Origin of the sequence: Aeromonas sp. QDB11, assembly GCF_027705265.1 — a bacterium.
Classification (GTDB): Bacteria; Pseudomonadota; Gammaproteobacteria; order Enterobacterales; family Aeromonadaceae; genus Aeromonas; species Aeromonas allosaccharophila.
In genome coordinates, this window is record NZ_JAPDBM010000032.1 from 1 (window position 1) to 11,864 (window position 11,864).

Below are 11,864 nucleotides of genomic sequence, written 5' to 3' on the forward strand. Positions count from 1 at the left end.
TGCGATTAAATCAGATCACAAACGAAGCCTTTTTTCTATCTATTTCAATTGGTTGTAGCTAAAGATCCTGTACATGACAGGTCACTGCAGCGGCCAAACTGTTGCCACATCTCAGTTCAGGAGGAAACGCAATGACTCAGGAAAGGATCCAGACCCGCTACCCACTCGGCGGCCCCTTCGCCACCCAGGCTGAGCTGGAGCAGGCCATCACCCAGGCCATAACGACCCACAGACAAGATTTCTTCCCTCTGCTGGAACGGCTGGTGGACGTGGGGGACACCCGGGTCAACCTCAGTCAGGAGAACCCGCTGCGGGTGCTCAGCATCGAACTCGCTGACGGCCGTGAAGGAGTGGCCCATATCAACTACGAGTCCAACTTCGCCGAGAGCTGCCTGATTATCAACGAATACGACCAGCACCAGACCAGCCTGGCCTTTCGCCTCGACGGGGATGCACTTATCTTCGACGTCGAACTGCCGATCGCGTGGAATTTCAATAACTGAAGATTCAGCGGTGTAATGCCGCCTGGTTGCTACACCCGGTCAGCCAGCTCCCCTCACCCTAACCCTCTCCCAAAGGGAGAGGGGATCAGCCCGTGCCAACCTCCAGCCGTGGTAGTCACTCCATACTCTGCTGTTATTTCAGGCGCCTGTAATCTTCCCCATATGGCTGTCATCTGAATAGCAATATCCAGCATATAGCCACCATAACCCTCACTCATGTACAGGATCTTTAGCGGCAACCAATTGAAATAGATATAAAAAAGGCTTCGTTTGTGATCTGATTTTATCGCCAAACAAAATCAACACGCGCGAAGCCTATGACTATTATCAACGCTAATTACTATCTGGAGCAACTCTTGGCTCCCGCCGCACTCGAGCGCATTGCTCGGCTCTGCAAGTTTTGTCTGCGTCAGCGTGCCATTACCCCAGCCATGCTCGTACCTGCACTGCTGCGGGCCATGGGAGGCGACCAGGTCAATGACATTGCCGGTTTACACCGCCATTTCAATGCCTTGCAACTGGTAAACACCCATCAGGTTTCTTACAAACCGTTTCACAATCAGCTGCGCAAAGAGAGCTTTGCCCTGTTTATGAAAGCCCTGGTCGAGCGGGCCATCGCCTTGCGTATCGACCATCAACTCAAAGCAGCCTCCCTCGGCGCGTTCAAGCAGGTGTTACTGCACGATGGCACCTCCTTTGCGGTGCATCGGCGCCTTGCTGCTGATTTTCCCGGCCGGTTCAAGACCATCAGTCCGGCAGCTATCGAGTGCCATATGACCATGTCACTGTCGGAGCAGAGCCCGTTGTGCATGAGTGTGTCTGCCGATACCGCAGGGGAACGGCAATTTCTGCCTGAAGCCCACACGCTGACCAACTGCCTGCTGCTGGCTGACGCAGGTTACATTGACAGGGCTTGGTTTGAGCAGGTGAACGACGCTGGCGGATTTTATCTGGTGCGCGGCACGAAAAGCCTGAACCCCAAGATAATCCAAGCCTGGCGCGGTGATGGACGGGAAGTACCCAAGCTGGCGGGACTATCTCTGAGAGAGGCCGGACGGCGACGCTGTCGGGCCGAGGTACTGGATATGGTGGTGAAGTCCGGCCAGGTCGAGTACCGGTTGATCCGGCGCTGGTTTGCTGAGGAAAAGCGGTTCTGTCTGTGGATGACGAACCTACCGCGAGCAGCATGGTCAGCAGAGCAGGTGATGAGCCTGTATCGCTGCCGTTGGCAGGTGGAGTTGTTATTTAAAGAGTGGAAATCGCACAACCGGCTCAAGGGGTTTGTGACGGGCGAGAAAGCGATTGCCGAGGGGTTGGTGTGGACGAGCCTGCTGTCGCTGGTGATGAAGAGACGGGTCGCGCAGAGTGTGATGAGTGGGGCGCTATCGATGCTGAAAGCGTCGAAGAACAGTGCGACGTGGTGGCTACCGCTATTGGAAGCAGTGGCCCATAGGGCGCTGACAGAAATAAGGGAAAGATTGGAATGGGCTGCCGATTATTTGGCCAAGAACGCCTGCCGAACCAAGCAGAGAAAGTCGATACAGAACAGGACCTTGGAAGGCGTTTTAAATGGACTCGCCGCTTAAGGTCCTGTACATGAGCGCTTGTTGTACTTGCGCCGTTGGTGCTCATGTTCAATGAAAAATGCCGTCCACGGCAGGATCTTGTCACTGCAGTCATCCAGCATCGCTGGCCCGATCAGCCCAAAAACCTTGACAGATACGCCCACTGGGCGCACTATTTTCGCAACACGGCCCCTGTCGGTGATGCTGCCAGTCAGCAAAACTGCTCAGGGGTTTTTTGTTGCCCGCGATTTACCCTACCAATCCTCTCGCCAGTTAATCGGGGCGCCCATGCCCGATAGATCGAGGCCTATATGGGCCAGATCCGGGAAAGCGTTGAGATGCTTGTGCATCCGCTGCGGCCAGCTTGAGTTTGGGTTGATATAAGCCATCAGGTGGCGGCAGATCCGTAGCAGCAAAAAGCAGCGAGCCTGCGCATGGTGATTGTTTGTGTAGCTCGCAACCCAAGGCAAATTGGCAGCATGCGGCAGCTTTGGCTGTTCCGTAATGTTGCGATTCCACAACCGGCTATGGTGAGCACACACATTGCGCAAGTAGTTGAGACTGCGCAGCCAGGTTGCAAAGACCCGGCCATTAGCAACGCCATAGGCTGCCGCGATCTGATCCTGTTCCGTCTCTCTCATGCCTGCATAGAGCGTTGACATGGTGCCAAAATCCCAGACTTCACAGGCCACCCAAATTGGCAGCGGCAGCCCATATTTGACCTTGTTGTGTTTGACGAACTCCTCTTTGGATCGGCCAATCAATCTGCCGTGTTTCCCTAACCAGTCGTGATGCTTACTGACGCCGCTGCTCTCGTCAAGTTGCTGGCTGAAACCGGCAAACAGACACTCCGGCTTGAGATAGGCGAAGGGGTCAAGCTGCCCCAAGGTGTGGGAAATATCGACACGAATGGCGATTTCGATCCGCTCCAGCGCATCCATCGCCAACATGCGCAGTCGCTTGTCGAACACATAGAGTTCAACCGCATCGATGAAGCGGCTACTCGCCTTGAAGTGTTCCAGCGCGACACGGGTCGTTTTGATTTTCTGCGGCTTTCTGCCCTGCTCAGATAACAGAATCACCTCGCCAGAGCGTTCGCGAAACGGATACCAGTAGCCACTGAGCCGGTAGTAACCGATGCGTTCGAGATAATCGAGGGCGATGGCCTGATCGGTGATGGTCATGCCGCGCCGTTGCAGTTGGGCAAGCTGATCCTGATGGCTAAGCCACGGCTTGGTGTAGGGCATCAGCTTAGCGCCCCCTCTACCAGCGACTCGGCCAAAGCAAGCTGGGTCTGCTGGCTGGTTTGCAGGCGGGATTTAAGTTGATCGCAGAGGGTCATTAGTTCATCCACTTTGGCGACGATGCGATGCTGTTCGTCAATTGGAGGAAGTGGGATAACGGTGCTCGCAATTTTGCCAACATTTAAATTCGGTTGTGCTCCACCAGCCGCATGCTCCCTTAATTCAAGGTAGGCTTTCCGGAAGAACAATTTTACAAAATCCTTATGAGCTTTTGTTTCATCAATCAACCTAATTGCAGCACATGCTTGGTTAGTACCTGCTGGTTCAAGTAATTCAGTTATTTGCCCTCTTGTTTTCCCTTGTCCATACATTGCAACGATTAAAGTGCCTACAGGATAGATAGAAACGTTAGTTTCTTTTATGGCTAATTTCGATATTTGCTCTTTCGTTTTACCAACAAATAGCTCAGCCGTCTCCCCACTAGATACCCAGTTAATTTCCGCTGGTTCCCAATAGGCGGGATTGCTTCTCGATGGTGTAGCACCAGTGCCTACAAGTCCAAATACAGCGATCCTTTCAAACACCCATCCCTGCGGTAGCTCAAACGGCTTTTCGTTTTCACTAATCTCAGGTAGCGGTTTTTCTTTTTTGATTTTCTTCTCTTTGACCAGCCGCGCCTTTTCGGCAGCGATACGTTCCAGTAGAGCTGAAGCGGGTTCATCGCTCGGGTCTTGCGGTACCAGCTTGCCCATTACCGCCAGTTGCAGGATGGTCTGTTTCAAGGCGTCAATGCTGGCCTCAGTGGTAAAGAGGGTATCGAAGTGAGTGCTTAGCCGCGCCCAATTTTGCGACAGCTCATCGGCATCTGCGCTGTCTGTCAGCGTGGTAAGCAGAGTCTCCACCAACGTCTGATGGGCAGCCAACTGTGATTCGCTGTGCTGCTCCAACTGGTCGCAGAGGGCCATTAGCTCATCCACTTTGGCAACGATACGGTGTTGTTCGGAAATAGGTGGAATTGGAATAACCAATTGCTCCATTTTTTCCTTAGTCATATGCACCATAGCAATACCATTGCCAGATGCTTTGATGCTTGCAGATATAGCATCAAGATATAAACACATAAAGTGTTTATCTAAGGAATTAGGGTCAAATATATCCATTTTCCATATATGATAATGGTATATAACTCTACCACCACTCCAGATAAAGGGGCCGAAGGATGCTGACCAAGAGTAGATTAAGTCTCCATTGTCGATGTATTTTTCCGGCTCTAATTCAAGATCTGAATAGTACCATTTATCTGATGTGAATAGATTACCGACACGGAGTAATGGAGTACCAGACTCAAGCATTTCATGTTTTTTGTATGCACGACCATTTAGCACATTGATAGCGGCACCTAATCTTAATTCAGCCCACCCCTCTGGCAGCTCAATACGTTTCTCCTCCTCGCTAATTTCCGGCAAGGCTTTGGGCTTTTTAATCTTGCCCTCTTTGACCAACAGCGCCTTTTCGGCTGCGATGCGCTCCAGCAGCACGGAGGCGGGTTCATCGCTGGGGTCTTGCGGTACCAATTTGCCGCGCACGGCCAACTCCAGGATCAGCTCGCGCAGCTTTTTGATGCCGGTGAGTTCCAGCTTGCTGTTGCTGCCGCGCCCGGCACTGCTTTTGGGGCGCACTGCCGCAGTCCAGAGATCCAGATGGTCGGTAATCAGATTCTCGATCGCCATTATGCCTGCCCCTCTTGCTTGATCGCACCTTTGCCCAAGGCCTCGCCCAGAATGGCTTTTAGCTGGTCACGCAGGGCCTGGATTTCGGCCTGCTCTGTGGCATAGCACGCCAGCAGCTCGTCAGGGTCATGGCTTATCTGCTCGCCGACATGGGGGTTTTTGATATCGAGGTTAAAGTTGCGCTCGATAATGGTCTCGATACCGACCTTCCACGCTTGCTCGTTCTCTACCCGGGCAGCAAAGCCGTCAGCCTCATCGCCCCACCAGGCAATCTCGGCTTCGAACTCCTCGAACTTCATCGGCTTGGTCTTGCTGTAGTTTTTCACCCCAGCAGGATAGGGGTGCTCGTAGAACCAGACATCCTTGGTGGGCTGGCCCTTGGTGAAGAAGAGGATATTAGTCTTGATGCCGGTATAGGGGGCAAACACGCCGTTGGGCAGCCGCACTATGGTGTGCAGGTTGCACTCAGCAGTGAGCAGTTGCTTGATCTTGGTTTTGACCCCTTCGCCAAACAGAGTTCCATCAGGCAGCACCACGGCGGCGCGACCACCCTTTTTCAGAACTTCGATGATGAGCTGCAGGAACAGGTCGGCGGTTTCGCGGGTGCGCAGATCGGCGGGGAAGTTCTGCTCGATACCATCCTCCTCGGTACCGCCAAAGGGCGGGTTGGTGAGGATCACATCGATATCGCTATCCCAGCTCGACAGCGGCTTGTCGAGGGTGTTGCCGTGACGGATCTGCACCGGCACCTCGATGCCGTGCAGCAGCATATTGGTGGTGCAAAGGAGGTGCGGCAACTGCTTCTTCTCAACCCCCAGGATCTGCTGCTGCAGGGTCTGATGGTCGGCTGAGGTCTCGACATAGTGCTCTTTGACATGATCAAAGGCGCAGGCGAGAAAGCCGCCGGTACCGCAGGCCGGGTCCATGATCCGCTCGCCGAGTTTGGGGTCGATGCGGTTGACCATAAAGCGCGTGACGGCGCGGGGGGTGTAGAACTCGCCCGCGTTACCGGCGCTTTGCAGGTCACGCAGGATCTGCTCGTAGATGTCACCAAACAGGTGGCGTTCGCTGCTGTCGGTAAAGTCGATCTCGTTGAGCTTGTTGATCACCTGCTTGAGCAGGGTGCCGTTCTTCATGTAGTTGAAGGCATCGCTGAATGCCTCTTTCACCACATAGCCACGAGGGTTGAGACTGATATTGGCTGGCTGGTTTTTCAGGCTGTCGAACAGATCGTTGTTGACGAAATCGAGCAGGGCATCGCCGGTCAGCCCTTCGCTATCGGCCGCCCACTTGCGCCACAGGAAGCGTTCGGGGATGGGGCAGCGGTAGTTATCCTGCTCAAACTCCAGCTCCTCTTCCTGGGCGTCGAACACTTTCAAAAACAGCAGCCAGGAGAGCTGACCGAGGCGTTGGGCATCACCGTCAATACCGGCGTCCTTGCGCATGATGTCCTGAATGGATTTGATGACTGAGCTGATGGATGACATGGGGTTCTCTGCTTTTTACAAAAATGGTGACGAATACAGGGGCGAATGCGTCAGGAAGATCGATAAAACAAGCGGCCATCATTGGAATGGCCGCATGGTAGTTCAGAAGCAGTCAGGTCGTCAGGCGCTCTGCTGCTCACGGTAAATTTCTTGTTCCAGTTCGGTGATGGCTTGCTCGAACTGTTTGGGGCCACCAAAACCCTTCTTGGCCAACTCCAGCGGGCGCCCCAACTCGGTAAAGGGGGCGACTTTTAGCGCATCCTTGGTCTCAATCTCGGTCACCCCCTGATCGGCATACTTGTCGAGCAGGCTGGTAAGCACCTGCTGGGCGGTGTCGTTGTACTTGGTGAAGTAGTTGCGCTTTTTGACGTTGTTGGCACGCTCGCGGCGGGTCAGTGGCGGCTGATCGTATACCACGTGGCAGATAAGGTCGAACGGGTCGAGCTCCTTACCCACTTCCTGCTCCAACACCTCCCACAGCACGCCCGCCTGAGCCAATTCATCCATAATGGCTTGCTTGCGTTCGGCGGCTTGCCAGCGTTTGGTGAACGCATCGAGGGTGGCAAACTCTTTGAGCAGGGTCTTTTTGGTGTAGTCCTTGAAGGATTCGGTCACCAACTTGCCATCGGCATCGTAATACTGCACCCGCTCGGCGATAACGCTGACCGCCACGCCGTTGACATAATACTTGCTGACCCCGGGCTCGGGGTCACCCAGCGGGCCTGTGCCCTGACCCCCTGAGCCACTCTGGCCACAGTTACTACCGGTTGTGTAGCTGCCAGACTCCTCATCAATCCCGGGAGCAAGCGGATCGTCATGGTTGCCGGGTTCATCGGCAGGCAGTGGATCGGCGCCATCGATGATATCGCCCAAGCCTTCATCCGGATTGTTGATGTCTGCCGGTTTGACCACCATGACGCGCTCCGGCTCACCGTCGAAACGGGGATCGGCAAACAGCTCGGTGGCCTTCTTGAAGTCGAGAATGGTGAACCAGAGCTTGCCGTACTTGTCGTCGATACGGGTGCCACGGCCGATGATCTGCTTGAACTTGGTCATGGACTGGATGTTTTGGTCCAGCACCACCAGCTTGCAGGTCTTGGCATCGACGCCAGTGGTCATCAGCTCGGAGGTAGTAGCGATGACCGGATAGGGCTTTTTCGGGTTGATGAAGTTGTCGAGCTGGGCTTTGCCAAGGTCATCATCGCCGGTGATTTTCATCACATACCGATCATCTTTCAGCATCTGCTCGGGGTTAAGGTTCGCCAGCGCCCGTCGCATCCGGTCGGCATGATCGATGTCGTTGCAGAACACGATGGTCTTGGCCATCGGGTCGGTTTTCTTGAGGTAGTTGGTGATGGTTTCGGCCACCAGCTGGGTACGCTCGTCGATCACCAGGGTGCGGTCAAAATCCTTCTGGTTATAAATACGGTCTTCAATCAGGTTGCCCTGTTTGTCCATCTGCCCTTTGGTGGGACGCCACCCCTGCAGATCGACATCGATATCGACCCGCACCACCTTGTAGGGGGCAAGAAAGCCATCTTCGATCCCCTCTTTGAGGGAGTAGGTATAAACAGGGTCACCGAAGTAATCGGTACTGGAGACGGTCTCGGTCTCTTTGGGCGTGGCGGTGAGACCAATCTGGGTAGCCGATGAGAAGTATTCGAGGATCTCGCGCCAGGCGCTGTCTTCAGCGGCACTGCCCCGATGGCACTCATCCACCACGATCAGGTCGAAGAAATCAGGGGAGACCTGCTTGAAGGCTTTCTGTGACTCTTCTGGTCCGGTGAGCGCCTGATAGAGGGCAAGGTGGATCTCATAGGCGGGGTCGATCGTGCGCCCGGTGACCTTGGTCATGGCCGAGCCAAAGGGCTGAAAATCATTGATCTTGGTTTGATCTACTAGAATGTTGCGATCGGCCAGAAACAGGATGCGCTTCTTGGCGCCCGCCTTCCACAAACGCCAGATGATCTGGAATGCGGTGTAGGTCTTGCCGGTGCCGGTGGCCATCACCAGCAATACCCGATCCTCATCTTTCGAGATGGCTTCTACGGTCTTGTTGATGGCCTGCAGCTGATAATAGCGGGGAGATTTGCCGCTGCCATCCGAGTAATAGTCCTGACTGATGACAGGCAACTGTGCCTGGGTGTAACCCTTCCAGGTGCAGAGTTTGTCCCAAAGCTGGCCGGGGCTGGGGAAGTCCTCCAGCGCGATCTCGGATTCCAGCTTGGCCGGATTGGTCTTGTCATGAAATACGAAGCCATCGCCGTTGCTGGCAAATACGAACGGCACATCCAGCAGGCGGGCATAATCGAGCCCCTGTTGCATCCCCTTGCCAATCTCATGCTTGTTGGCTTTGGCCTCGATCACCGCCAGTGGCAAGCCCATCTTGTGATAGAGCACGATATCGGCCGATTTGACCTTTTTACGTGCCGCCATCTGGCCGCGCACCACCACCTTGCCATCCCGCAGCTTCACCTCTTGGCGAACCTGGGTCAGGTCATCCCACCCAGCAGCCTTGATAGCAGGCAGCAGGTATTTCGAGATGATGTCGGCTTCGGTGAGGGTTGCTTTGTTGATCTCGGCCATGAGCACTCTTCCGGTCGGGGGACAATATTGCTCAAGATTCTCTCATAAATTCAGCCGGGTTTTATTGATTTCAGACTCATAAAGCAACATGGGTGCAGCTCTTGATGGCATGCCTTCGGGTCAAGGAAACGTCTGGCAATGGCGTAACTAGGTCGTAGTGAATGATTGTTGAAGGGCATCGCTTGAGTTAGTCCCATAGCAAGTCAGCCGGTTTGGCTCTCGCTGAATGCAGAGGCCAAGATTCCAGATAGATAGGAATCTGCCCCCCATCAATTCCAGCACACCAAGGTCCATAATCCCTTCAAACAAGATGACCAATATTCCAGAGAGAAAAACGGCACGAAATTTCCAGATAGATAGGAAGTCTTCGATCAGGATTCCACATAACTCGTTCTGAACTGGCATTCCACTATGTGGAAAATTCGCACCACTTTTCCAGATAGATAGTTATGTGGAAAGAAACAGGACGGGAATTGGTTGGGAATGACAGTGTTCATTCCATGGCTCCACATCCTGCGTGATTCCACGCAATCATGTTTGTTACGAGCGAACAAACTTCAATACTTTCAGTGCGTTGTTGATTTTTTCCTGAGCGAAGTCCATGGTGATATGGAGTTTGGTCACACGATCACCTGATTGCATCCTTTATCCGCTACACCTGAGGCCATCACCATGAACAGCATCGTCATCCTGATCCTCCTGTTTTCATTCCTGATAGGGTTTGGCGCCTTTGCTGCGTGGCTGTATATCGAGAAGCGTCGCATGGGAGCCTCGGATAAATGACCCGCTATTTTGCTGAACGGACCTCTTTTGCCACGCACGAAATCAGATGGCGGGAGCAGCCCAACATTTCCTGGATCACCGAGTAGCTGTGTCCGGTGCTCAACAACTGTGCGATGTGCTGACGCTTCTTTTCATCTTTCTGGCGACCGCGATATTTCCCCTCATCCCTAGCCTTGGCAATACCCTGCTGTTGCCTGCGTCGGCGATCTTCATAATCCTTGCGAGCGACGGCTGCGAGCATATCCAGCAGCATGCCATTTACAGCCTGCAAGATGGCGCAGGTGAACTCGGAGCGGCTGTCCCCCTGTAACGCTACCCAGGAAGTCGGAAGCTCCGGAGAAACGATTGAGAGCTGTTTCTGAGCCAGCAACTGCTTCAATGTTTGCCAATCCGTCTGATTGAGGCGGGCCAGACGATCAATCTGCTCTACCAGCACAATGTCACGATCTGCAGCATCGCGGATCAGCCGCATAAGCTCAGGCCTGTCCAACGTCGCACCAGACTCATTCTCCACATAGAAACTGGCTATCTGATTGCCATGCTCTGCAGCAAAACCAATCAGCAGCTCTCGTGCCCGCTCAGCATCCTGCTCCACTGTCGATGCACGTAAATACGCCCGTATGAACACTGAAACCTCCATCGGTCTGTTTAAACTGGTTCTGAATTTTCGGTTCAATATAAGTGGTTTCAATATTGTTTTCGAGAGGGTATTGAGTGGTTTTAATGGGGTATACCTTTTTAGAACCACCACATGACGATCGAAAAACAACCTTTCGATAGCCTTTTGATCTGACAGCACAAACTTTAAGTGTGATCCGTCATCACAAAGTCGCTTTTGAGTTGTATTTGGGTATTTAAGCGACGTTGCTCACCATTCCTGATCTGCTGAATGGGATGCCAAAGGAGGAAATCTACAGAAGCTGGGCTTTGAGGTGAGTCATCTTTTCGACTCACCGAACAAGCCAGCAGCCAAGCGCAGCGCGGCAGGCTACTGGAAGTTACGTACAAAAGCCCAACCATGTGGCACCATACTAACCAGAACTCTGTCTCAAGCGACCAAATGGCCGTACCAATATGAAACCCGACAGCGATGTTATTCACCAGCTGATTACCCTAGCCAACAGCAACCCCCAGGTGCAGGTGCTTTGGCTTTACGGCTCCCGTGCCAAGGGGACTGCAGGTCCTGCCAGCGACTGGGATCTGGCGGTGGCCTTTGATCCAATCAAACAGAGTGGACCACTGGGTACTGCACTGGAAAACCGCTTGCGCCCTGAACTGCTCGCGCTGGAGTGGCAACGTGCCATGGGGTTGGCAGAGGGGAAACTTTCGGTCGTCGATATCAATCAGGCCCCGATTCCGTTGGCTTTTGCGGTAGTAGATGCAAATCGTCCTCTCTATAGCCGTGATGAGGGGCGGCGTTTGCAAGAGGAGGCGCGGATAATGTCGCAGATGGAACTTGGTTATCACCATCGCCAAGCCTATATCAGCAAACATCATTCTGAGGAGTGGAGTAAAGATGAGTGATAACGCCTATATAGGAGCTTTACGCATCAGCCTGTCGCGCTATAAGGCCGAGTTGTCAGAGATACGGGCTATTCTGGCGCTGCGTGCGCTTTCCAATCTGGAGTACCGCGCAGCTGAGCGAACTCTACAAGTGTCTATCGAAGCGTGTATTGGCGTGGCAAAGCACTGGGCTAAAGCATTGGCAAGTCATACCCCACAGGATGCCTATCAGGCATTCGAAATCCTGGCCCAGCGTGGTGAGCTATCCCCCGACACCTTAATCGGCTGGCGCAAGATTATTGGCCTTCGCAATGCGCTGGTGCACGACTATCTGAATATTGACCCCGAGATCATCCGTAGCGTCATTGCTCAAGGCTATAGCGACCAGCTGTTCACGTTTGCAGATCAAGGTCTCGACTGGTTGGCTGCCCATATTGATTGAAACTTCGACGTCATATCTCCG

General features: G+C 53.6%; 9 protein-coding genes. 4 read left to right on the top strand and 5 right to left on the bottom strand.

The window, feature by feature from the left end; all coding sequences use genetic code 11:
• Positions 1–131: 131 nt before the first annotated feature.
• Together OKC40_RS12170 and OKC40_RS12175 are read left to right on the top strand one after the other, a co-directional pair.
• Complete coding sequence (locus tag OKC40_RS12170; protein ID WP_004099020.1) at positions 132–503, top strand: hypothetical protein; 372 nt, start codon at positions 132–134, stop codon at positions 501–503.
• Between the two features lie 317 nt (positions 504–820).
• On the top strand, positions 821–2,089 hold the full coding sequence (locus tag OKC40_RS12175) for an IS4-like element ISApu1 family transposase (protein WP_011191342.1): 1,269 nt from the start codon (positions 821–823) through the stop codon (positions 2,087–2,089).
• A 233-nt stretch (positions 2,090–2,322) separates the two neighbouring features.
• On the opposite strand, the gene OKC40_RS12180 is transcribed toward OKC40_RS12175, so the two are convergent.
• From OKC40_RS12180 to OKC40_RS12200, 5 genes are all read right to left on the bottom strand, one after another.
• Complete coding sequence (locus OKC40_RS12180) at positions 2,323–3,252, bottom strand: Abi family protein (protein WP_270795347.1); 930 nt, start codon at positions 3,250–3,252, stop codon at positions 2,323–2,325.
• 62 nt (positions 3,253–3,314) lie between these two features.
• Positions 3,315–5,042, bottom strand: a complete 1,728-nt coding sequence (locus tag OKC40_RS12185) for a restriction endonuclease subunit S (protein WP_182926641.1) — start codon at positions 5,040–5,042, stop codon at positions 3,315–3,317.
• The gene (locus tag OKC40_RS12190) at positions 5,042–6,529 is read right to left on the bottom strand and encodes an N-6 DNA methylase (RefSeq protein ID WP_182926639.1); all 1,488 of its coding nucleotides are present in this window, start codon (positions 6,527–6,529) and stop codon (positions 5,042–5,044) included. The genes OKC40_RS12185 and OKC40_RS12190 overlap by 1 nt, the downstream gene beginning before the upstream one ends.
• 120 nt (positions 6,530–6,649) lie before the next feature.
• Positions 6,650–9,115: an EcoAI/FtnUII family type I restriction enzme subunit R gene (gene hsdR / locus OKC40_RS12195; protein ID WP_182926637.1), complete on the bottom strand. Its 2,466-nt coding sequence runs from the start codon at positions 9,113–9,115 to the stop codon at positions 6,650–6,652.
• A 787-nt stretch (positions 9,116–9,902) separates the two neighbouring features.
• Complete coding sequence (locus tag OKC40_RS12200; protein ID WP_442865898.1) at positions 9,903–10,667, bottom strand: recombinase family protein; 765 nt, start codon at positions 10,665–10,667, stop codon at positions 9,903–9,905.
• 305 nt (positions 10,668–10,972) lie between these two features.
• Between OKC40_RS12200 and mntA the strand changes: the two genes are divergently transcribed.
• Positions 10,973–11,422, top strand: a complete 450-nt coding sequence (gene mntA, locus OKC40_RS12205) for a type VII toxin-antitoxin system MntA family adenylyltransferase antitoxin (RefSeq protein WP_075112290.1) — start codon at positions 10,973–10,975, stop codon at positions 11,420–11,422.
• Positions 11,415–11,843, top strand: a complete 429-nt coding sequence (hepT, locus tag OKC40_RS12210) for a type VII toxin-antitoxin system HepT family RNase toxin (protein WP_075112289.1) — start codon at positions 11,415–11,417, stop codon at positions 11,841–11,843. Before mntA ends, hepT begins: the two co-directional genes overlap by 8 nt.
• Positions 11,844–11,864: the final 21 nt, after the last annotated feature.

Bases quoted from the DNA above. Each gene is read 5' to 3' on its own strand.
- OKC40_RS12190 (WP_182926639.1), bottom strand. From the start codon at position 6,529: ATGTCATCCATCAGCTCAGTCATCAAATCCATTCAGGACATCATGCGC.
- mntA (WP_075112290.1), top strand. From the start codon at position 10,973: ATGAAACCCGACAGCGATGTTATTCACCAGCTGATTACCCTAGCCAAC.
- OKC40_RS12170 (WP_004099020.1), top strand. From the start codon at position 132: ATGACTCAGGAAAGGATCCAGACCCGCTACCCACTCGGCGGCCCCTTC.
- hepT (WP_075112289.1), top strand. From the start codon at position 11,415: ATGAGTGATAACGCCTATATAGGAGCTTTACGCATCAGCCTGTCGCGC.
- OKC40_RS12180 (WP_270795347.1), bottom strand. From the start codon at position 3,252: ATGACCATCACCGATCAGGCCATCGCCCTCGATTATCTCGAACGCATC.
- OKC40_RS12175 (WP_011191342.1), top strand. From the start codon at position 821: ATGACTATTATCAACGCTAATTACTATCTGGAGCAACTCTTGGCTCCC.
- OKC40_RS12185 (WP_182926641.1), bottom strand. From the start codon at position 5,042: ATGGCGATCGAGAATCTGATTACCGACCATCTGGATCTCTGGACTGCG.
- hsdR (WP_182926637.1), bottom strand. From the start codon at position 9,115: ATGGCCGAGATCAACAAAGCAACCCTCACCGAAGCCGACATCATCTCG.